Here is a 21,802-nt window from a genome sequence, read left to right on the forward strand (position 1 = left end):
ACCTGGGCTGGATTCGATTTATGCAGGAGCAAGTAAACTTGACGAAACAGCTCATGCTATCCCTCCTGGATGAAACAGATTTTCGAGTTCGGGGGTTCGTCGGTAGATCTTGCTGAACCGCTCACCTAGAGGGAGCGGCTCAAAACCTGCCTTATCGAGCTTGGTAGCGACGTGCTTTGCCTGTGTCCTCGCAGCGTAGGCCATCATCCCCAGAGTTGCATGGCTGCTAAGAAATTCTGACATTGCATCTGAACCGATCAGTGCCATCGGGCGGCGCGATCGGTGATGACGAACCATGCGGGCTCGAAGCATCGATTTCCGCACCAGCAAGGTCACCGTTGGATCATTGACGCGGAGCAAGCGCTTTACATCTTGCTTTGTGTAGCCCTGATGTTTGGGTCCCTGAAATTGATCGCGTAGATCCTCTAGATCTGCAAAACAATCATGAATTCTTGAGGACGAATGCAGCCTACAAAAGGAACTCAGAGAGCCTGATCGCACAAGATCAATCGCTTCCTCAAAATGGCACTTAGCATGGTTGCATAGTTTAAATAGCGGGATCATGTCGGTCGGAATTTTGTCGACTACGGTAGCTTGCTTCAGAACACCGGACCTAAACATTTCCAAGTCGCTGGGATGATAAACTGGCACCATAGACGGCATATCAAACCGAGGCTTTAGGATCCCGACTTTGGCCAATCGCTGTAAGGCCTCTACTCGGATGCCCAACTCGGCTGCTGCCAATTTTGGTCGCAGACATCGCGCAAATTCATTCAGAACTGGATCATATTTCTTCGCTGAAAATTCTATACGCTCGTGCCGATCCTTGGAGCCCAACCCTAGGCCAACAGCCAAGATTGTCATTCTAGGATGTTTCAAACCGTGCTGTTTGGCAGCTGATGTGATACTGTGGATCTGTCTTTCTTGGCACGTTCGGCCAAATAATACGTCACCCTTACCAAACGGGTAATTTTCAAAAGCAAACCTGGCAGTAAGGTCCAAGAGCTCGGCATATCTAGGGCTACGATAATCGACACGATACAACCAACGTGCATACGCGCCAAAATCTGCTTGGAACCCAGGTTTTGGGCTATTCGAGGCGTCACGTACTGAGCGAAAAGCGCTAACTAAGGACTTGTGTCCGTCCCTAACAGCATGGAAGGCCAGCGATGCCGCGCGTGGCATTTCATCGGACCTCAAGTCGGATGGGTTTCGTGCCGAACCAAATCGAATGACTGTGCCAAGGTTCACTACGATGTGGCAGAGTAGATCTAAGTCGAAACGGTCGCACCAAACGCTTGATTTGCGCCCACGCACGCGACTAGCCAGATATGTTTCCCACGCCACATCGCCTGAGAAATCTTTGTGAGTTTCAGCGGCACGTTGTATCGCCCTCCAACAATCCTTGATGCGCTGATAAAAATCGTACGGGGATCTCGGGAATTCGGCCTTTGGAAGCGGTAGCATCGGTTTGCGATGTCTGTGGCAAACTTGGTAACTGGTCAGCAGCCATTCTGCCCGGCAATAGCGATGCCGGGCACCGCCGAGTTCAAAGTCCTCCACAAGGCACGACGGGCAAACCTTGAGACTACCTCGGTCTACAGTCTTATGGGAAAGAAATTGCCCATTCAAATCATAGGTACGATGACCAATCTCGCGTACAGCGTAGCGACCCAGTTTCTCATGAGGAATGCCGGTCAGATCAGCAAACGCCTCAATCGCGATGTCATCACCACCGGTGATATCTCGCCATCGCTCCCCCATATCAGCACAAAAATCTTGGGCAAAACTGGCCCCGTTTCGATCGGCGATCCTGGTTATGATCGAATTGGTTGTCTCACCCTCGAAGGGCGTCACTGAAAGCCTGAGCCGCATCATTTCTGCCGCCCCCGCTTATGGGGTGCTCCGGTTTGTGCTGAAACGTCTCTTCTGGTGGGCAACAAGAGCCTAGGGTCAATTGCGCTGTAGTCTGCCCTAACAAAGGGATTCAAGTCGTTGACACAGCCCGTGCGATATCGGAACTCAGCCACAAAATGTTGTTTCGCCAATCTGGGTTGGCACCCGCGAAAACAAAATTCTATTGCCCCGATGATAAGTTCAACCAGGATGCCAAATTCGTTGGCGGCAGAATGGATGAGGCGAGCGATGAAATCGTCGCCTTGGAGTTCGGGCTCTAATTCAAGACTGGCTGCCGTGCTGTATTGTCCGAGAAGAGATCGCACGTTTCTGCCATCTTCGACCACATCAAGCTGAGAGAAGCTAATTGGGATGAAGCGACGCCCGAGTTGGGGATCCAGGTTCAAAAGGGTCAATAGGTCTGGAAGGCCGCTCAAAATGATGCTGACTGGCCACCGCTTGTTTTGCAGCATCGATTTCAATGTGTTGACGACAGCAAACATTTCCCTCTCACTTTGAGAGGAATAAAGATCCTGAGCCTCATCCAAGTGGAGAAACATAACCCTTAGCTCGTTCAAGTGTTCCTGCACCAACCCCCAAATAATACCGGCAGAGCGGTCTCGGGACAGAGGATATCCAAGTCCGGCCAAGCAAGAATAGCCAACTTTTTTCAATGAAGCAGGTGACGGCACAACAAAGCTAGCGGCATCTGCGGCTTCGCAATCTTCTGTAAGTAAAGACAGGGTCTCATGTTTCTTCAGATAGTGCTCGACGCCCTTACTTTTCCCACTTCCCGAATTTCCAATGACTGCAATCCCTCGTGCCTCCGGGTTTAGTCCCTCAGCGATTTCGGCACGCCTGCGCGCCTCAAAATTTGTCATCGTATCGGCAAATCCGTTGTAACATTGTCTGGGAACAAACCGGTTCCGCAAGCGAACGAGAAGAATTTCAAGTTCGGGTGAAAGTTGCCCTGCATTGGCCATGGTCATTCCTCCAATTTCCATTCTTCTTCATCGCCAGAATTGGGCTGTATTTGCTCAGTAACTGGGGAGTGAATGTCCGGTTCTGTCGGATAAATTGGTTCGATCTTGCGACCAAACGGCACATCTTCACCGCTCATAGGCGGTGTGTCAGGATGATTGAAAATCAAGCGCGCGCAAAGATTATTTGCCAAATAATCAAGACGTTCAGCGGTATATTCTGGGTCGACCAGCCCACCGAGATCACGCGCATCATCGACGATCTTTCGTACTTTCTGGATTGCCCTGTTTCTCTGCGGTAACGTGAGTTCAGCCTCAGCTGAGTTACGTTGGCGTAACTCGCGCACAACACGCGTCCAATGATCCATTGAAAGACCTTCGATTTCCTCACCGTTCAACGCATTCGCTTGGTACCAAACCCGATCTATTTCCACCGAAACAGCGCCAATGTTGTCTGGATCAATTCGAATGCGTACAGGTTTGCCTTTGTGGATCTGCCGATACTTCATCAGCTCTTTGCAATCGTAATGATTGGAGAACAATACGACGCCCTGTTTGGAAGGGGTTCGAACAAACTCGTAACCGAGCGCCACCCGGCGCGTATTCAAATCAGGCGGCTCGGTGACATCATATTTGTCGACCAACTCTTTCCATCGACTTGCGGGTGATTGCGCGCCCGGAAGGCCACGGTGCGGTTGTTGGTGATAGTGATCAACCACCCAAATCGTCAAAATGCGCGTTAGGTCGTTATCCGTCAAAACCGTTCGTTCTTCAGATGGATAATCGCCTCGCGCCATTGGGTTGCTAAACGTACGACCAGGCAACAGTGGCATAATTATTCGTGCCATGGTGCCAAACAAGCGTTCGACACGGCTTCTAAGCTCAGGAATTTTCACTGGCGGGAACAGGATGATGGACCCAAGCGTGTTCACTGCAAGTATAAACATGTTAGACCGAAACGCGGAGCCGGTATCTGTGCAAATGAGATGTGGGGTTCCGAAGAAATCCCATGTTCCTTCCGCCCCCGCCAACCGGGCGAGATCTGTCTTGTCCTTTACAATTTGCCCCAATATTCGTCGTGCGGCGTCGCTATTGGGCTGGGAGCAGACAGACATCGCGAGGATACAGCGCGTCGCACAGTCGATTGCTACATAGATCCATTTACGGCCATCGGGTACGTCATTTCGGATGTCCTGAGGAAGCGAATCCCAAATTCCCAACTGCTTGAATTTTACCCGAACATCACCTTCCCATTCGTCGATTTCGACCCGCTCGAGAGGATATAAAAGATCAAGGCCACCAGACGAAACCGCATGATCCATTCTTGCTTTATCGATACCATGACGAAGAACTGCCACTTCGAAGGGGTCGAGCCATTCTATACGCCTTTCAATCGTGCGCACGCTTGGAACACCTAATAGCTTCTCCCCATTTTTGGAACGACGCTCATTCTCTGCGAAAATCGCATCGCGAGTGTCCTTGGCGATGGCGTTCGCATAGGGATCTTCTCTATTGATAGATGCTTTGACGAAACGCCTGATGAAGTCTTCGGTCTGATCGCAAAACCCTAGACTTCGTTCCTTCCCAGTTCGATAGTGCGGAACCAAAACTCCTGGATCATAGTTACTTTGGCGAAGCCGGCGGTAAAGTTTGAGCAGCGTTGAGGCCGCATGTGGCTTTCTCTGTTCTGGTAGCTTGCTCCCGCCACGACGTGGGCCATTACCAAGGTTCCGCGTTGCCTCTTGTTCAAGGAATGCGCCGACGATCTCGTTCCATTTCGACTTTAGACTCTTGACGGTTAGCGAGATTGCACCAGCGTTGCGAAACGCTTCCAAGTTCATACATTCCATATAGGCAAATAATGCCGCGTCCTGATCTTCAGGGTGCGCGTCTTGCAGAGCTTTGCTTCCCGATTTGGCTGCCTTTTTTAGGCGCTCATATGTTCGGGGTCCCGGAACGTAACGCCAGTGATTGCTTCCTCGTAGAAAGCCAATCTCTTTTCGGCTAAATGTCTTCGGTGGGCCGGCACCCTTCTCTTTGGGCTCGAAGATACAAAGAGTGTCGTTCTGATAAGAACACCAATGCGCTTCACCGTAGATGAGGAATGTATCTGTGGGCTCATAGTTGAAAATCATATTGGCACCTCTGAAGACACCATGGTTTGCAGCCCGATTTTTCCATGAGATAGCGGCTTGAGTTTTCCCTCGATTATGGCGCGGAAACCTGCTCGAAAACCGCGACCACCGAGTCCACTCTTTGCGATCAAATCCTCCAGAACGGTGGGCTCGAGCTGTTCGCGGGCAACGCGAACAATGTGGTCGTCAGCATCCGTGTCAGGCTTCTTGGTAAACTCGTGGTAGCGTTGAGCATTAAGTGCTTGCGCCCGTGTAAAGTCCGCTTCGCTCATAAGGATGACTTCATCGGCGAAGGCATCTGGCAATGCGGCGCATATGTAACCCAACTTCAGATCGAAGTCGTATTTCCCGACATGATGGATGGGCTTGATGGCGACGGCATACCGAAGCCCATCAGCCAATGTTACACGATAGTCGAACGTATGTTCGTGACGGCTGCCATCAGGAAGAGCAAACCGTATTGGTTCAGGTTGGTCCCAAACATCGGCCAGATCGCCTCGGGAACTAATCAGCAAAATGCACATCAGTTCGAGCAAGCTTTCGTAGACGACAACCTGTTGACGGCAGTTTAGCGATAGCACTAGCGTTCCACGGCAACTTGCTCTGGATCGCCAATTTATTTTCCGCGAACTTCTAGAGGGGTCTGGAACGATAAAGCCTTTTTGTTCGAGCCCCATCATTAAGACACCCCCATTTTTCTAGTGTGTGCGGTATGCGCGCGAGCACTAACGCTCGCGCGGTTAGCGTGTGTCACGTAGGTCATGATCACCCTTTCGATTGGTCAGAATTATTGGTTTGGCGAGAGATCTCTCACGCCAAACACTTGACTTTTTTCTCGAAAACAGGGATCAAAGGGTAAGAAAAGAAGGTGTCTTTGATACCTGAGATAGGAAGAGCTGAGGGGTGCAACCCTCAGCTCTTTTTTATTGTGCGTTCGACATTTATTTGCCCTCCTTTTCAGAGGTTAACTCGGGATAACGATCCGGCCAAATCTCGGACGGATGGTTCTTCCCAAGGTGCTTGCAGATCGCCCGTTGAATAAGGTCCGATTTGACGCGCCCCTGACAAACAGCAGTAACCGTGCTTGGCGATTTCTTAAGTTCACGAGATATCTGAGACAGCGTAACACCCCGCTTTTTCAAGCGATAGCGGATGTCATCGTGCAGCTCTAAATCTAGTATCATACGATCTATTGCTCCCTTTAAGAAAAGACCGAAAACGAATCACCGGGCTTGCGAACACACCTAATTGATAGGTCTTGTAGAATCCTGTGGGAAGTAAAATCTTTCAGCAGAAACAGTGAGTTAATTGCTAACACCAGGTTGTTAACGCATGTGTTAACAATTCAATGAAAAAGTCGTTTGAGATCAATGCTCCGTGAAATGCGACCCGGATAAATTTCCTTTTTCTCTAGATGTTGTGTCACGTGCTCGATCACTTCGCTCAAACTACTTCCTTTGATTGGTGGAGCGTGTTACGGATGCCGATACGAAACTCACTAGCTGCATGACCTCAAAATACAGTAATGTTTGCTATTGCGAGCGGCGTTGCCAACTTTGGCAAGTAGCCCGTGCTCCTCATCCGAATTTCGCTACGGGCGAAAACTAGGAAATTTCTGGATGGTTCCATGAGTAAAGAAAGCAAATTCTTATCACTCGTCCTCCGGCACAAACCGGAAGAAATTGATCTCCAACTTGACGAACACGGTTGGGCTCAAATTGCTGATTTGTTGAGGAAAATGAAAAAGACTGGGCGCAATATCTCACGTCAAGAACTCGAACAGATTGTTGCGACAAACGACAAAAAACGGTTCACCATCTCTGAAGACGGCCAGAAAATTCGTGCTGCACAGGGACACTCGATCAAGGTCAACCTCGGCCTCGAGCCTGAAGTACCCCCAAGTGAGCTGTATCATGGCACAGCAAGCGCAACACTCGATGCGATATTCAAAAAAGGGATCATTCCAGGGAAACGTCAGCAGGTTCATTTGTCGACTGACCCCATCACGGCAGAACGGGTTGGTCAAAGACATGGCAGGCCAACAGTTCTTCGTATCGACTGCATTGCGATGCACGAAGCGGGACATAAATTCTATCGCGCCGACAACGGTGTTTGGTTGACGGACATCGTGCCGGCTGAATTTCTAGGTTTTGGCGTTAGTAGTTAGTAGGCCGAGTTAGCTGGCACATGAGTTTCGGCTTCCTTCGATTGGACTTACTTAACAGTAGCGCATGTAAACGGCGCAGGGCAGTTATATCGATGGATATCGGGATAACTTGCGAAATATTCTCAACTGACGCTTAAATTTTTTATGGATGTCGCTGCTTGATTACAACAGAGGGTTGGGCAGCAATTTGCGGCGAAAGAGGCTCGCGAACGAGATTTCGTTCGCCAAATCTCTCGGATAGTTCCCCTCATTGTATTCGATCGCCGCTGCGGCACCAGTTGCGGGAACAGGAAGAACCATAGCAGTCGGATTGTACTCACGGAATAGTCGCGCCTCATCGAGGATGCCGTCCATACCTCCTATTAGTACGGCAGCGTCGAATTTACGACTGGTGAGCATTTCGCTCCGCATAAGATCAATACTTCCGCTCAAATCGTCTTGTACAGCCTCAGTGTACCGAACGTCTGCGAAATCATCGTTTTCGCGCGGAAACTGACCGAGAAAAAACGCACTTTGGTAAATCGTGATACGTTCACCGCCGAGTTTGGCAGTATTCGCATAAAGCGACATCAAAGGTGTGATCGCTGGGTGGCCACCAAAAGTGATGTGTCCTTTGGGTAAGATGACCTCCACCAGTGCACGAATGGCTTCACGTATCAGAAACACGTCCGCTGTTTCAAAAAATCTACGGTCCCTATCTGGCAGCGGGACGCTTGCGGAGAGGAAAATGTTGGTCATGCTAACAGCCTTTTTAGCGCGCTCGGCAAGTCGCCTACTGGGACCGTTTTGATCGGTAAGTGTCCATCAAGCCATTTTAAGTGCTTGATCCAATTATCATGCATTCCCCGACTGTCATAGATCGCCCAGATAGGGGTGCCTGCAGATGTGTGGTTGGTGATTGCGTCAAAAATGGTGTTGATGCGATCGGACGTTGGACGACCAACGGCGGGTACCACCGCTAAGGAGCCACCGTCCTTTAGCTCAACTGAAATCCAACGTTGAGGTTGAACAGTAGTAGCGAGGGCCAAATCCTGAGCGGCATCGCAAAAGTTGTCTACCAAATGAGCATGCCGGAACGCCATAGCTTCTGCTCGCAGCTCTTCAGCCAAGTCGCAGATGCTATCGATCACCGTCGCTTTGATCGTGGCTCCGCGACCTGGCGACGGGCCACTGAAATCTGTTTCAAGGAGTTTGACGAAGCGACTAAACGCGAAGTTACGATCCTCTATTTGGCCGGGCCAAAGCAAATGGAGGGTCTGTATTCCTAACAGATTTGCTTGCGCAAGCTCAGCTTTGGTCCAGCGGCCCTCTCTGAACCCCGGAGTATCTATCAGAAGGATGGTATCAACGTCCGACATGCGATGCCAAAGTTCGGCCTGAAAGTCGACAGAAGGTGGTACCGATCGAACGTCGATGAATACATCGAACCCTCGCTTGTCCAATTCTTCGTAGAGGCGGTTGGCCAATGGCTGTGAGCCCTTTCTGCGGTAACTGATGAAGATTCCGCGTTCTCTTCGAAGAAGTCTGAAAGTCTCAAAGACCAGAGACGCCAGCCTTGGTATGTTGTCGCCATCCATGCCGACTTCGACCACGTTGATATGCTGAAGTTCGCTGGGAATTTCAGATGCGACCATCGTTTTTGACGTCACGACCGGAGCAATAATGATAGAGTCCTGTTCTAGTTGGCTTAACGGCTGTGGAACGGTTTTGTTCTGATTGCCAAAGTAGATGCCGAAGGCTGGCTTTTTCCTGTCGTAGGTACCGGAGAAAGTGTTTTCATCGAGATAGGCGATCTCACTTGGATCGATCCCTAAATCCGTGGCTCGCGCTTGAACAGCAGCCTTGAGGGCATCCAGCCTAACGTCTTTGCCGCCCATAAGAATGATCTGGTACGAATATGTTGGCATTTGGACTCCCGGCACATCACAGGCTCGCGCACATCATTTCACAAATTTTTACCTAATCAAAGATAACCGCATATTCGAGAGCAATTCTTGAACCGAAACATCAGGTCAGCTAGCCTAGTTTCAACTAGTGAAGCTATTTTCATGAAGAAGAAGTTGTGCATGTTTAGACTGCTTGAGTTAGCAAACCACTTAACGCCTCCAGATGCATCGTTTATTGAATTATTCGAAGAAAAGTGGGTGATTAAAGAATACGCCCAAGTATCAGATGCCCCAGAATTCACATGCATTTCATATGCCTGGGGCAAAGAAACAGCAAAAAGCCCTTTCTGTGTTGAGCAACGGATATCCACACGGACAATTCGGGTCATAGAGACGGCAATTAGCGTTTCGCAGTCAAAAGAGAACTGGGGACGTAACATCAGTTTTAGTCAAGATGGAGATTTACTTAAGGAAGCCGCAGGGCAGGCAGCGGCGGTCAATGCGTCGCAAGCTTTCTGGGTGGATGCACTGTGTGTTCCCTCTGACGATCCGGCGCGTACCGTTTGCCTTCAGAGTATGGGTGAAATTTTCAGTTCTGCCTATCAAGTACTGGTTGTTCTAAGGGAGCAATGTTCGGATGCTATCCAAAACGCAAGTCAGGCTGAAAAACTAACATCATCTGATCTTAGTATACTTGAGAAAGAGGACTGGGTCAGCCGTGTTTGGACATATCAAGAGGCTGTTAACAGCAGCCGTTTGTATTTTGGGGTTGAAGGCAACGAAGACGCAATAGTGTCCGGGAACGAATTCCTGAACATGATTATGACTGCAATCGACGTCTATAAAGCGGCCAACAACCTCAATAAACTAGCGTGGGAAAAGCAGAGTCCGAAGCTGAGAAGTTTAGAAAGGCTTCTCGCCGACTATATGATGGCAGACTTCGCAACGCGATCTGCGTACCAAGTCATGTCTGTGATGGAGAACCGTTGTTCAGAGCGAGTGGGCGACCATTTTTACGCGATGGTTGGCGCGATTACTAACACGACAGAGCAAGTTGAGGGCGATGAAGAGCTTGAGCCATCAGAGTTCTTCATGCGGAGTTGTGAGCGGAAGGGCGATTTTTCGTTTCTCTATAGCGGCGCCCCTCGCAGTGATATCCTGGGAAGCCGGTGGAGACCTTTAGAAGGACGGTTCTCTGCATTACTACCAGATCTGATCACGCTCGGAACCATTGAGGCAGGGCGAAAAGAGCTTACGCACCTCGAGCTGGATAATATGTATCGCTTAGATCTGGGTGCTATAACATCGGATGGATTAAAAGCGGCACGCTGGTTCGTAGACGATAAGAGCGAGACTAGCTCACCAGATGACGTAGCAAAACAGATACTCAAGCGACTACGTATTTTGGGTTTTGGTGGGTGTGGGGAATGTCTCGAGTTTGAAACGGGTTTTTTCTTCCCGCAATCTGAAGCATTGAAATCCGATGATATCTTCGCAGCCGTCTCGCATGAAATTCATTGGGTGACGGGGGGGCCGGGGCTTCTGCTGCGCGCGAATAGTTCAGATATCAATAACTTTTGCGATGTTGGTGTGTTCATTGGGCAAAGACCGAAGTCTGGGACTAGGATCATGGTAGGTTAAGGACAAAGGAACAATCCAAGATTTGAGGTCGATTTCCCAGACTGTTCACGAGATATCTATTCACTGTGTTGATGGTTTTCAACCTTTCCACCCGTTTTTAGCATGGTATCATAGATATCAAATATTTTTGAAAAAGGACTTTCTAAGAATGGCAAGAACATGTTTTTTCAGCTTTCGATACCGCAATGTTTTTCGAGTAAATCAAATTCGATCAATGCCAAATATCGTTGGCGCTACTGCTGCAGGTTTTAAAGATCGATCGCTCTGGGAGGACGCCAAGAAGAGCGAGACGCGCATCAAAAGAATGATCAACGACGCGCTCAAAGGAACATCGGTCACTGTTGTTTGCATCACTCATGGCATTAGAAGTCGAGAATGGATTAATTACGAGATAGACCAATCTCTTGAGAGCGGCAATGGACTTGTTGGCATACAGTTGCATCACCTCGCAGATCCAAGTTTTCCTGATGATCGAGTGGGCGCGGCACCCGCCCAAATCGCAAATAATGGCTTCAAGACCTACAAGTATTCAACCAAAGAAAGTCTAGCTAAGCACATCGAGGAAGCTGCAAAACTGGCAGGTCGCTAAAGATATAGACTTTCTCGACTAGGTCGGCCCACAAAGTTCAGAAACAAGTACAAAATGCCTGAACAATCCACCAAGGAACCATAGAACGATGATTAACGAGTCCTCAATTCGGGCCTACGCTGGTCAAGCAGAAATTCGAAAATCTGATCAGGTCGTGAACGAAGCGCTACAACAAGGAAAGCAAACAGCGTTTCTATCTCATAGTCACAAGGACGCTGATCTCGCCAAGGGACTTCAAGGGTTTCTTCAGGCGCATGGCTGGAAAGTCTACATAGACTGGGAAGATCGGTCGATGCCATCGACACCAAATCGTGAGACGGCAAAGAAGATCAAAGATAGGATTAAACGCTTGGATTGGTTCATTTACCTCGCGACAGCAAATTCTGCATCTAGCCGGTGGTGTCCATGGGAAATCGGCCACGCGGATGGTGTAAAGGATATCGACAAGATTGCGATTGTTCCGACGCGTGACAGTATGGGGCGCAACTATGGCAACGAATATCTGAATCTTTACAGACATGTCAGTACAGCTGAAGGCGGCGGATATGGGCTTTTTCAACCGAATAACCGTGGTATGTTGCTTGAGCGTGTAACACGATAGAATGAAGGTCGGTGCCGTAAATGCCTCCGATAGGAAGGAAATGGTCAACGCCAGAAAATGATGGCGTTTGCATGGTTGCTAGTGATCTGATTTTGTTTCTGGATTTAAGATTGGATGGGCCTCTATGCGACGCCCAGTAATTCCCCACACCAGTTGATCGAGTGGGTTAGGATCTTTTTTCCGAAAGTCTACCCAGTGAAACGCATTCAGAAAGAGAGGTAGATCCGGTTCGGCGGAGCAACCTGAAAGTAGGGCCGGTATTATCGGGTTTTTGAGTTCAGCGAATTTCCTTAAGAATGCTTCAATCTCCATTTCTTGCCAGGCACCGATACCTGACTTCCCAACGAAAACTGCTGCAGTCGATATTCCATGTATTTGTTGTTCAAGCACTCGTTGCCAAGACAGCCCCGGACGAACCTGCCATTCGTCGAACCACGGCATAATCCCATAAGAACGAAGTTGAAGCGCGATTTTCTTGACCTCAGATTTGTCTATAGTGCTGTGGCACAAGAACACATCAAATTTCTCGGACTCTGCCTTCGATTGTATCAACGCTGCTGCTGCCTCATCTCCTAGCACTTTGGCATCAACAACCCCAATTTCACTCAGGATACCGCGATGAGCTAACCAAAGAATCTGTTCAGCTTGCGCTGTCGTTACCTGAACTTGAATCTTCGTGCTGCCTTTCGTGATTTTTTTGATTTTTGCACTTTCATCAGGCAAAACCAATAGTTCTGTAAAACTGCGAATGAATTCAGAGCGCCTTTGGTCTGTAAATTCGTGAAATTCAATTGAGAGTGTAAGTTCAACTGTCTTTTTATCCCGACCTTTTTCGTTGCCTGTTGCACCAACGTTGAGATCCTTCCCTCCCATGCCGATACTAATGAGATTACCTCTGAATTCCGGGAGTACTTCAGTATAAACTTTTATCTTAACGTTGTAGTCGTGCGAGAAGGCTTCGTCTCGCCGCCTTCCTTTGAGGTTGTTTTTGGCAAACCGGGCTCTCATGTTTCCCGTACGAATTGTGAGTGTACCATTTTGCACTGTTGTGGCTGCGTGCAGCATCAGGTAGAGGCCCATCCCTTTCGCTGAAAGACGCGCATCTTCGTACATCTCAGTCTCTTCGGCCACACCATGGTCGATCCGGTCCAAGGCAGAACTAACTTCGGGAAAGGTTAACGAGATTAACTTCTTCCAATCTGGGGAGTCAAAACTGATATCTTCATCACTACTAACACGAAATTCGTCATCCTGATGATCGCTTTCGATGCGAACCCTATACTCGCATCTGAAGTCAGGGTCTTTGGTAAGTCTTACAGGCGCTTCCTTTTCACCCAACTTTCGATTGTAGGAGTGCAACATAGGTGCGCCATCATCCCAAAAATGAGTTGTGGCCGTTCTGCTGTTTTCGAATGGTGTAGATGATAGGGCAAAAGTGTCGGGTAGTTTCTTTGTTCTTGATCGCCCAAAGAACGTAGCGGTTTGGACAATTTCCGCGTTGGAATGCCGGAGTGCATTGTGCAAGGCTTCAAAAATAATTCTGCTGGATAGATACTGCACGTCAACCCCAATTCGGGCTTCAATGAAGCTAGCAACGTCTTGTTTTTGCCAATCGTCTTTTTCACGCGTTGCCACGCCTAACGCATCGGAAGTGTTTCCATCGAAAGATTGAAAAGCAAAAAAATTCTCGCGGCGAGGGATAAGTCGCGCGTCCTGACGTCGCAACCCATCAGAAAGTACACCATTAGCGTTTGATGGATATGCGTCGGGGTGAAACTCCCCTTTGGGCAAGACGTCAAGATCAAGTGACATCTGTCTATCAGCTTCGCTAAAGTAGCGGTCCTTGCTTAATTCTGTCGCAAACCAGTGCAGGTTTCTCGTCGTTGCTAGTGATATGGCAGAGTCTAGACTCCAAGCACGAATTTGATCCCGTAAATATTTTACTTTGGGGAATTCAATCTCGACATGAACGTCGTACTTATCACAAGTAAGAACGTAGGCTACTAAGACCTGAAGGGACACTGCATCAATGAAATTGACTTCTGAAAAGTCAAAAACAATTGAAGAAAGCTCGGAAAAACTCTGAACGCCGTGTTCAAGAAGGCATTCGGTGAGCTTGCTTTCTAGAGCAGTCCCGGCGGCTGCTCGCCCAAGGCGGCATTTAATGTCAATTTTCATGACTTACAGACGTAATCAACAATTATTAATCCATCAAGGCGCGGTCTCCACCTTGCTACGCACCACGGAGCATTCGGTGAGGTATTCGATACAAAACTAGAGCGCCTGAGCATCCAAACTTGATGAGCTGCAGATGGATGTTTTCGCAGCATTCCCTGGAAAGGTGCCGGGGGGCGTTCCAAATCGCTCATGGGCCCAAAAAATTGTAAACTAGAAAAATTGCTCCCTTGCCCGAGAGGAGTTGGGTTTCTCGCCGGGCGGCACAACAGCAACAATCTGGCGGTTATCAGGATTCGAACCTACGGTGCACAGAACCAAAAACGGCAGCCCCACCAATGTAAACAGCCGTCGAGATTGTCTCCGCTCGTCCAAAGCGAGGGTCATCTCGATTAAGCTGTCAAATTGATGTTGAAAACTAACCAAACGGTCAGATTTGGAGGCTCTGAGCATGATCCGAACCTGTGACGGACTGATGAAGAGTCGCTTGCACTTCCAACTGAGCTTCCCTGCGAAATAGGAACGACTGGTTTGAAGCCAACCCATGACGTCCCGATCAAAAGCCAGACGATCTGGAACTGGCAGTCGTCAAACTTTCCAGAGGAAACGACGAACTCTTGTCAAAAGAGACAAACTACGTGTCATCTCATAATTTGGGAATTGGTGAGCCCTGATGGGTTCGAACCATCGACCTACTGATTAAAAGTCAGTTGCTCTACCAGCTGAGCTAAGGGCCCTCACAGCGTGCTAGTTAGGCAAGCAGCCCCATATGGTCAAGCCCAAAAAAGGCACAAACTGTCGCGGTTGGTTTCCTAACTTGGCTGCATTGTCTATATGGGCCGGTATGACCCAAAAAACGACTCAATCTGGCGTGCCTTTTATGAAGATGCACGGTCTGGGCAACGATTTCGTTGTCTTGGATGCGCGCGTCGATTCTATCGATGTGACACCTGCTCTGGCGCGGGCTTTGGCGGATCGGCACAAAGGCGTAGGGTTTGATCAGCTTGCTGTTGTTTCGGACGATGAAGGTGCTGATGTGCGGCTGACCTTTTATAATGCCGATGGATCAATGGCCGGGGCTTGTGGGAATGCGACGCGTTGCATTGCCCGTTATGAGATGGATCGGTTGGGAAAAACTGATCTGACTTTGGTGACGGAACGCGGCATTCTACAGGCGCTGGACAAGGGCAACGGCCTGACTTCGGTCAATATGGGACAGCCCCAATTAGATTGGAAGGACGTGCCGCTGGCGAAAGCGATGGACACGCTGGAATTACCCATTGAGGGCCATCCGACCGCCACAGGGATGGGCAACCCGCATTGCACCTTTTTTGTGGAGGATGTTGATGCGATTGATCTGGCCCAATCTGGCGCCTTGATCGAACATCACCCCCTGTATCCGGAGCGCACCAATGTTCAGTTCGCGCAGGTTGTCGGACCGGATCACCTAAGGATGCGCGTGTGGGAACGGGGCGTGGGGATCACTTTGGCCTCGGGATCGTCTTCTTGTGCGACGGCTGTTGCGGCGCACCGACGGGGCCTGACGGGCCACCGTGTCAAAATTGATCTTGATGGTGGCCAGATTGAAATTGATTGGTGCGATGATGGCGTTTGGATGACTGGCCCAACGGCGCATGTGTTTTCGGCTGTTTTGACAGCTGAATTTTTGGCGGATTTGTAAGTATGGATCGCAAGGCCCCTCAATTTTCCAATCACGGGTGTCGTTTGAACGCCTATGAGACTGAGGCGATGAAAGAGCTTGCGACTAAGGCAGGTCTGGACGGCGCGGTGATCATAAACACTTGTGCTGTGACGGCAGAGGCTGTGCGCAAAGCACGGCAGGACATTCGTAAACTGCGCAAAGCCAATCCCAAGGCGCGCTTGATCGTGACGGGATGTGCGGCGCAAACCGAGCCAGAGACGTTCAGCGCTATGGATGAAGTCGATGTTGTCATCGGCAATACTGAAAAGATGCAGCTTGAAACATGGCAGGGTCTCAGTGCTGATTTCATAGGTGAAACCGAAGCGGTTCAAGTTGATGATATTATGTCGGTCACTGAAACTGCTGGTCATTTGATTGATGGGTTTGGCACCCGCAGCCGTGCCTATGTTCAAGTGCAAAACGGATGTGATCATCGCTGTACGTTTTGTATTATTCCCTATGGTCGCGGTAACTCGCGATCTGTGCCTGCGGGCGTTGTTGTGGATCAGATCAAGCGTTTGGTCGATCGCGGATATAACGAAGTGGTTCTGACCGGGGTTGATTTAACCTCATGGGGCGCGGATCTGCCGCAAGAGCCTAAATTGGGCAATTTGGTCATGCGGATTCTGACACTTGTGCCGGATTTGCCGCGTCTGAGGATCTCGTCCATTGATAGCATCGAAGTAGATCACGCTTTGCTTGAGGCTATCGCAACCCAGCCGCGTTTGATGCCGCATCTGCATCTTAGCTTGCAAGCCGGTGACGATATGATCCTCAAGCGGATGAAACGACGCCATCTGCGCGACGATGCCATTGCCTTTACCCAAGAGGCCCGAAAGTTGCGGCCAGAGATGACCTTTGGGGCCGATATCATCGCGGGTTTCCCGACAGAGACTGAAGCGATGTTTGAAAACTCGCTTAAGTTGGTTGAAGAGTGTGATCTGACTTGGCTACATGTTTTCCCGTACTCTGCTCGCCAAGGCACGCCCGCGGCTAAGATGCCTGCCGTAAACGGTGTGGCGATCAAAGACCGTGCAGCGCGGCTGCGGACCGCAGGTGCAGATCAAGTGGCGAAACATTTGACGTCGCAAGTGGGGCGGGCGCATCAGGTTCTTATGGAAAACCCACGGATGGGACGCACAGAACAATTTGCAGAAGTGGTCTTTGAGACTGATCAAACCGAGGGACAAATCGTGCAAGCAAAGGTTTCGGGTGTCGCGGGCACCCAATTGACCGCATGACCCGTCCGATCCTCTATTCCTTTCGGCGCTGCCCCTATGCCATGCGGGCACGTTTGGCGATTGCAGCGGCCGGTATCGAATGTGAGCTGCGTGAAATTGTGCTGCGCGACAAGGCCCCAGAATTTTTACAAGCCTCGCCCAAAGGGACGGTTCCCGTGGTTGTGACAAATCAGGTGATCGAAGAAAGTCATGATGTCATGTTGTGGGCACTGGGCCAAAACGACCCGGAGGCGTGGTTGGATATGCCGCAAGCGGGATATGCATTGCTGGATGAAGTGATCGGGCCGTTTAAAACAGCGTTGGATCGCTACAAATATCAAAACCGTCATGGATCTGACATCGCGCAAGAGCGGGCGAAGGCATCGGTGTTTTTGATGGGCTTAGACGAACAGTTGGGAACAAAGGCTTATCTGTTTGGACAGAGCCCCAGTATGGCCGATATGGGGATCCTGCCGTTTGTGCGGCAATTTGCAAATACAGATCGGATTTGGTTTGACGCCCAGCCTTGGCCAAATGTGATCCGTTGGCTGGACGCGTTTTTAGTATCAAGCAGGTTCACCGCAATTATGGCCAAATATCCCAAATGGAAAAACGGCGATCCCGTAACCGTCTTCCCTGCCTAAAGGGCTGCGCGGGTTTCCACGATTTTCAAAGCGGCCTGTGCGGCTTCGCGGCCTTTTTGGACGAAATGCGCGCGATAGATTTCGTTGTGATGATCTGTCTCTTGATATTGATGCGGGGTCAGGGACACGGACAACACAGGCACGCCTGTGTCCATGCTGGCGCGCATAAGCCCGTCAACCACGGCACTGGCCACAAAGTCGTGTCGGTAAATCCCACCGTCGACGACAAAAGCTGCTGCAGCAACGGCTGCGTATTCGCCCGTTTTGGCCAGATCAGCGGCCAGCAAGGGCATTTCGAACGCGCCGGGCACGTCGAAGACGTCCACATCTGCAGCGTCCATTATTTCTAAAAATCCATCCAAGGCGCGGTCCACAATATCACTGTGCCAATTGGCCTTGATGAACGCATATCGGGTGTGTGTCATATGATCTTCCTTTCGCAACAACACGTCACCCAAGGCGATCACGAACATCAAGGGTCCCAAAAAGGACCCAAGCTGTGCGTTCTCTCTCATCCGGACTATGACCGTCGGTTCAGGAGTTCCACCTGATCTGCTGACCCAAGTTGCCCCAAGGGGGTGACAAGGCGCTCGCGGACTATCACCGCCGGTAGGGAATTACACCCCGCCCTGAGAACGGTGTGATCTGTGCCTTATCTGTGATGCTTTGACAAGGACCCCGGCGCATCCTAGCGTCAAATCATAGAGGAGAGATTTCATGAAGCTTTTGGTCGCTGGCCCGTCGCCGTTTGTGCGTAAAGTGCGTGTTTTGATTCTGGAGACAGGACAGCAAGACGCGATTGAACAAGTGGATGTGGTCGCCAATCCCGCAGAACCTGACAGCACTTTGGTCGCGGCCAATCCGGCGGGCAAAATCCCCGCACTTATCCGCGACGATGGGCCTGCCATTTTTGACAGTCGAGTGATTTGCCGGTTCCTAGATGCGCGTGTTGATGCGGGGCTCTATCCGCAGGCGCGGCTTTGGGAAACCCTGACCCTTGAGGCGAGTGCTGACGCTTTGATGGATGCTGCCGTGTTGATGGTCTACGAGCAACGTTTCCGGTCTGAAGGTGAGCGTTCGCAAGCATGGCTGGATGGACAATCTGCGAAAGTTGAGCGCAGCCTCAGTGCGGTAAATTCCCGTTGGATCAGTCATTTGTCCGGCCCCTTGGATATGTCACATATCGCAATGGGCTGTGCCTTGGGTTATCTCGATCTGCGCCAACCGGAGAACGATTGGCGCAGCAGGTTTGACGGTCTGGCAGCGTGGTTTGAAACCTTCAATGCGCGCCCCAGCATGCAGCAGACGCTGTTTTCCGATTAAGCTGCATTAAAACTTGTAGGACAGGCCAATATTCAACGCATTGGTGATGAGATCTGTTTTCAACTCTCCGCCGCCGTCCAAACTGGCGGTGTTTGAGGAAAAGCTGCCTTTATACTCGCCAAAAACAGCCCAACGTTCGTTGAAATCATAGCTGACACCACCCATCCAAACGACAGCAGGGCCGGTGATTTGATATTCAAAAGTCTCGTTGCCCTTGGGGGTTTGGACATCAACATGAGGGATCGCGAGGCCGATGCCCGCGCCAACATAGGGTGTCCAGCGCCGCGTTTCGTCTTGCCAACGACGATATCCGTTTACGGTCAGCAGGTTCAGGCCATCGGTAAACTCTAGGTTTGAAAACCCGCTGTCATCCAGCGTGTCATCATCGGCGTACACCTTTGCATGGTTCAATTCGACGCCGTAGCCCCAGCTTTCGTTTTTCCACCATGTCAGGCGTAAACCGTAATAGGGCGGGGCTTGGCCAGATCTGCCCTCCCATTGTGCGCCAAAATCAAATTCGGTGCCGTCGTCATCCCCACTGACTGTGCTGTGAGGGGCTGTTTGAAAGCCTGTGTAGACGCTCAGTTCCATTTCGGCCACGGCCGTAGATACACTTGCGATAAACGCCACCAGCCCAGATAAGACAAACATCCGCATTGATTTTTTCCTTTAACCGAGTCGTTAGATTCTGATCGTTATATGACGTAACTAGGCGAATCTTCCCAGATGGAAGGCCCCGATCCGCAGGAATCAGCTGTAGACTGCGACAATAATGTGCAATCTGCCCTGCGATGGAATGTCCGCTGGACCAAAGGGGCCAACAGGGCTAGGTACTCGCCAGAGAATATAGCTACGCTTGCGTGGCTGATTATGCAATTGGGCCAGAAGCTTGGCCAAATGAAAGGGAGTACACCCTATGTCGCATGCAGCAGACCATGATGGCGCCACACGCCGCGACTTTATTTACTATGCAACTGCGGGTTCAGGTGCTGTTGTAGCCGGTGCAGCCGTTTGGCCGCTGGTGAACCAAATGAACCCGTCCGCCGATGTTAAGGCGCTGGCCTCGATTCGCGTTGATGTCGCCGATGTTGACGAGGGCACGCAGTTGACAGTGCTGTGGCAGGGCAAGCCTGTATTTATCCGACACCGGACCGCTGCCGAGATCGAAGAGGCCCGTGCTGTTGATGTGGCCGACCTGCCAGACGCCATTGCGCGCAACGACAACGACGGCGAAGTGCCGGCGGTCGATGCAAACCGTGCCTTGGACGAAGAAGGCAAATGGTTGGTTATGATGGGCGTTTGTACGCACTTGGGCTGTGTGCCTTTGGGCGACGGTGCTGGCGATTTTAATGGTTGGTTCTGCCCATGCCATGGTTCGCACTACGATACAGCAGGCCGTATCCGTAAGGGTCCAGCCCCAACGAACCTTTTGGTTCCCGTGGCAGAATTTGCCGACGAAACAACAATTAAATTGGGTTAAGGAGTAAACATCATGGGTGGAATTCCTCACGATCATTACGAACCAAAATCTGGTGGCGAAAAGTGGCTTCACAAGCGCCTGCCGGTTGTTGGTTTGCTCTACGACACATTGATGATCCCAACGCCAAAGAACCTGAACTGGATGTGGATTTGGGGCATCGTTCTGACGTTCACACTTGTTTTGCAGATTGTCACGGGCGTTGTGCTGGTCATGCACTACACACCGCATGTAGACATGGCGTTTGCATCGATCGAACATATTATGCGCAACGTAAACGGGGGTCACATGATCCGCTATTTCCACATGAACGGCGCTTCGCTGTTTTTTGTGGCTGTCTACGCGCATATTTTCCGTGGCCTTTACTACGGGTCTTACAAGGCCCCGCGTGAAGTGACGTGGATCATCGGCATGCTGATCTATCTGTTGATGATGGGTACTGCGTTTATGGGATACGTTTTGCCATGGGGTCAGATGTCCTTCCACGGTACGGCCGTTATCACTGGTTTGTTTGGCGCGATCCCGTTCATCGGCGAGAGCATTCAGACATGGCTTTTGGGCGCATCTGCGGTGGGTCAACCTGCGTTGAACCGCTTCTTTAGCTTGCACTACCTGCTGCCGTTTGTGATTGCTGGTCTGGTGATTGTGCACATCTGGGCATTCCACACCACAGGCAACAATAACCCAACGGGTGTAGAAGTCCGTCGCACATCCAAAGAAGAAGCTGCGCGCGACACGCTGCCGTTCTGGCCGTACTTTGTAATCAAAGATCTGTTCGCGCTGGCTATCATTATGGTGGTATTCCTTGCTGTGGTTGGCTTTATGCCGAACTACTTGGGCCACCCTGATAACTACATCGAAGCGAACGCGCTGGCGACACCTGCACACATTGTGCCCGAATGGTACTTCTTGCCATTCTACGCGATCTTGCGGGCCTTCACTGCGGATGTTTGGGTCGTGATGTTGGTTGAGTGGATCAGCTTTGGCATCATTGATGCTAAGTTCTTTGGTGTTCTGGCGATGTTCGGCGCGATCGCCGTGATGGCGCTGGCACCTTGGTTGGATACATCATCGGTGCGCTCCGGTCGTTACCGTCCAATGTTCAAAATGTGGTTTGCCGTTCTTGTGATCGACTTCATCGTTCTGATGTGGGTCGGCGCCCAAGAGGCGAAGTTCCCATATGATTGGATTTCATTGATCGCATCAACCTACTGGTTTGCCTACTTCCTGGTGATCTTGCCCTTGCTTGGCATCATCGAGAAACCAGATGCACAACCGGCCACAATCGAAGATGACTTTAATGCCCACTACGGCACTGCGGGTCACGGTGCAGACGCACCCGCGACCACACCTGCCGAGTGAGAAA

General features: G+C 50.5%; 20 protein-coding genes, 1 tRNA gene and 1 riboswitch. Of the genes, 10 read left to right on the forward strand and 11 right to left on the reverse strand.

All coding sequences use genetic code 11. From position 1 onward, the window contains the following. Positions 1-51: 51 nt before the first annotated feature. The 5 genes from ACIRQ6_RS17715 to ACIRQ6_RS17735 form a co-directional block, all read right to left on the reverse strand. The gene (locus ACIRQ6_RS17715; protein WP_420861944.1) at positions 52-1,878 is read right to left on the reverse strand and encodes a TniQ family protein; all 1,827 of its coding nucleotides are present in this window, start codon (positions 1,876-1,878) and stop codon (positions 52-54) included. Then, positions 1,875-2,885, reverse strand: coding sequence for an ATP-binding protein (locus ACIRQ6_RS17720; protein ID WP_420861945.1), 1,011 nt, complete (start codon positions 2,883-2,885; stop codon positions 1,875-1,877). The genes ACIRQ6_RS17715 and ACIRQ6_RS17720 overlap by 4 nt, the downstream gene beginning before the upstream one ends. Next, positions 2,882-5,011: a Mu transposase C-terminal domain-containing protein gene (locus ACIRQ6_RS17725; protein ID WP_420861946.1), complete on the reverse strand. Its 2,130-nt coding sequence runs from the start codon at positions 5,009-5,011 to the stop codon at positions 2,882-2,884. The genes ACIRQ6_RS17720 and ACIRQ6_RS17725 overlap by 4 nt, the downstream gene beginning before the upstream one ends. After that, positions 5,008-5,691 carry a hypothetical protein gene (locus tag ACIRQ6_RS17730; RefSeq protein WP_420861947.1) on the reverse strand — a complete coding sequence of 228 codons (684 nt, stop codon included), beginning with the start codon at positions 5,689-5,691 and terminating at the stop codon, positions 5,008-5,010. The genes ACIRQ6_RS17725 and ACIRQ6_RS17730 overlap by 4 nt, the downstream gene beginning before the upstream one ends. A gap of 261 nt (positions 5,692-5,952) precedes the next feature. Beyond that, positions 5,953-6,195, reverse strand: a complete 243-nt coding sequence (locus tag ACIRQ6_RS17735) for a helix-turn-helix domain-containing protein (protein ID WP_420861948.1) — start codon at positions 6,193-6,195, stop codon at positions 5,953-5,955. Between the two features lie 443 nt (positions 6,196-6,638). Here ACIRQ6_RS17735 and ACIRQ6_RS17740 point away from each other — a divergent pair, with 443 nt between their 5' ends. Then, a complete protein-coding gene (locus ACIRQ6_RS17740) occupies positions 6,639-7,178 on the forward strand; it encodes an RNA 2'-phosphotransferase (protein WP_420861949.1) in 540 nt (179 codons plus the stop codon). 162 nt (positions 7,179-7,340) lie between these two features. Here the strand turns inward: ACIRQ6_RS17740 and ACIRQ6_RS17745 are convergent, their stop codons facing one another. Further along, positions 7,341-7,916, reverse strand: a complete 576-nt coding sequence (locus ACIRQ6_RS17745; protein ID WP_420861950.1) for a hypothetical protein — start codon at positions 7,914-7,916, stop codon at positions 7,341-7,343. Next, positions 7,913-9,055, reverse strand: a complete 1,143-nt coding sequence (locus tag ACIRQ6_RS17750) for a toll/interleukin-1 receptor domain-containing protein (protein WP_420861951.1) — start codon at positions 9,053-9,055, stop codon at positions 7,913-7,915. The genes ACIRQ6_RS17745 and ACIRQ6_RS17750 overlap by 4 nt, the downstream gene beginning before the upstream one ends. Positions 9,056-9,244: 189 nt before the next feature. Here ACIRQ6_RS17750 and ACIRQ6_RS17755 point away from each other — a divergent pair, with 189 nt between their 5' ends. From ACIRQ6_RS17755 to ACIRQ6_RS17765, 3 genes are all read left to right on the forward strand, one after another. Further along, positions 9,245-10,705 carry an HET domain-containing protein gene (locus ACIRQ6_RS17755; protein ID WP_420861952.1) on the forward strand — a complete coding sequence of 487 codons (1,461 nt, stop codon included), beginning with the start codon at positions 9,245-9,247 and terminating at the stop codon, positions 10,703-10,705. A gap of 148 nt (positions 10,706-10,853) precedes the next feature. Next, a complete protein-coding gene (locus ACIRQ6_RS17760) occupies positions 10,854-11,294 on the forward strand; it encodes a TIR domain-containing protein (protein WP_420861953.1) in 441 nt (146 codons plus the stop codon). 88 nt (positions 11,295-11,382) lie between these two features. Then, positions 11,383-11,895: a toll/interleukin-1 receptor domain-containing protein gene (locus tag ACIRQ6_RS17765; RefSeq protein ID WP_420861954.1), complete on the forward strand. Its 513-nt coding sequence runs from the start codon at positions 11,383-11,385 to the stop codon at positions 11,893-11,895. A gap of 78 nt (positions 11,896-11,973) precedes the next feature. On the opposite strand, the gene ACIRQ6_RS17770 is transcribed toward ACIRQ6_RS17765, so the two are convergent. Further along, positions 11,974-14,073, reverse strand: coding sequence for a TIR domain-containing protein (locus ACIRQ6_RS17770; RefSeq protein ID WP_420861955.1), 2,100 nt, complete (start codon positions 14,071-14,073; stop codon positions 11,974-11,976). A gap of 658 nt (positions 14,074-14,731) precedes the next feature. Continuing rightward, positions 14,732-14,807, reverse strand: a tRNA-Lys gene (locus ACIRQ6_RS17775). A gap of 107 nt (positions 14,808-14,914) precedes the next feature. On the opposite strand from ACIRQ6_RS17775, the gene dapF reads away from it, so the two are divergent. The 3 genes from dapF to ACIRQ6_RS17790 are packed head-to-tail and all read left to right on the forward strand — an operon-like array spanning position 14,915 to position 17,636. After that, on the forward strand, positions 14,915-15,751 hold the full coding sequence (gene dapF / locus ACIRQ6_RS17780) for a diaminopimelate epimerase (RefSeq protein WP_420861956.1): 837 nt from the start codon (positions 14,915-14,917) through the stop codon (positions 15,749-15,751). A 2-nt stretch (positions 15,752-15,753) separates the two neighbouring features. Then, positions 15,754-17,013 carry a tRNA (N(6)-L-threonylcarbamoyladenosine(37)-C(2))-methylthiotransferase MtaB gene (mtaB, locus tag ACIRQ6_RS17785; RefSeq protein WP_420861957.1) on the forward strand — a complete coding sequence of 420 codons (1,260 nt, stop codon included), beginning with the start codon at positions 15,754-15,756 and terminating at the stop codon, positions 17,011-17,013. Then, entirely contained in the window at positions 17,010-17,636 is a 627-nt protein-coding gene (locus tag ACIRQ6_RS17790) for a glutathione S-transferase (protein WP_420861958.1), read from the forward strand. The genes mtaB and ACIRQ6_RS17790 overlap by 4 nt, the downstream gene beginning before the upstream one ends. Here ACIRQ6_RS17790 and ACIRQ6_RS17795 read toward each other — a convergent pair. Continuing rightward, entirely contained in the window at positions 17,633-18,061 is a 429-nt protein-coding gene (locus ACIRQ6_RS17795) for a 6,7-dimethyl-8-ribityllumazine synthase (RefSeq protein ID WP_420861959.1), read from the reverse strand. The two genes, ACIRQ6_RS17790 and ACIRQ6_RS17795, sit on opposite strands and share 4 nt — an antisense overlap. A gap of 74 nt (positions 18,062-18,135) precedes the next feature. Further along, a riboswitch (FMN riboswitch) is annotated at positions 18,136-18,277 on the reverse strand. A 76-nt stretch (positions 18,278-18,353) separates the two neighbouring features. Between ACIRQ6_RS17795 and ACIRQ6_RS17800 the strand changes: the two genes are divergently transcribed. Next, on the forward strand, positions 18,354-18,959 hold the full coding sequence (locus ACIRQ6_RS17800; RefSeq protein WP_420861960.1) for a glutathione S-transferase: 606 nt from the start codon (positions 18,354-18,356) through the stop codon (positions 18,957-18,959). Between the two features lie 6 nt (positions 18,960-18,965). Here the strand turns inward: ACIRQ6_RS17800 and ACIRQ6_RS17805 are convergent, their stop codons facing one another. Continuing rightward, a complete protein-coding gene (locus ACIRQ6_RS17805; protein WP_420861961.1) occupies positions 18,966-19,616 on the reverse strand; it encodes an outer membrane protein in 651 nt (216 codons plus the stop codon). A gap of 259 nt (positions 19,617-19,875) precedes the next feature. Between ACIRQ6_RS17805 and petA the strand changes: the two genes are divergently transcribed. Both petA and petB read left to right on the forward strand, forming a co-directional pair. Continuing rightward, on the forward strand, positions 19,876-20,439 hold the full coding sequence (petA, locus tag ACIRQ6_RS17810) for a ubiquinol-cytochrome c reductase iron-sulfur subunit (RefSeq protein ID WP_420861962.1): 564 nt from the start codon (positions 19,876-19,878) through the stop codon (positions 20,437-20,439). Positions 20,440-20,451: 12 nt separating this feature from the next. Then, the gene (petB, locus tag ACIRQ6_RS17815) at positions 20,452-21,798 is read left to right on the forward strand and encodes a cytochrome b (RefSeq protein ID WP_420861963.1); all 1,347 of its coding nucleotides are present in this window, start codon (positions 20,452-20,454) and stop codon (positions 21,796-21,798) included. Positions 21,799-21,802: the final 4 nt, after the last annotated feature.

Origin of the sequence: Algirhabdus cladophorae, assembly GCF_044772865.1 — a bacterium.
GTDB classification, from domain to species: Bacteria; Pseudomonadota; Alphaproteobacteria; order Rhodobacterales; family Rhodobacteraceae; genus Algirhabdus; species Algirhabdus cladophorae.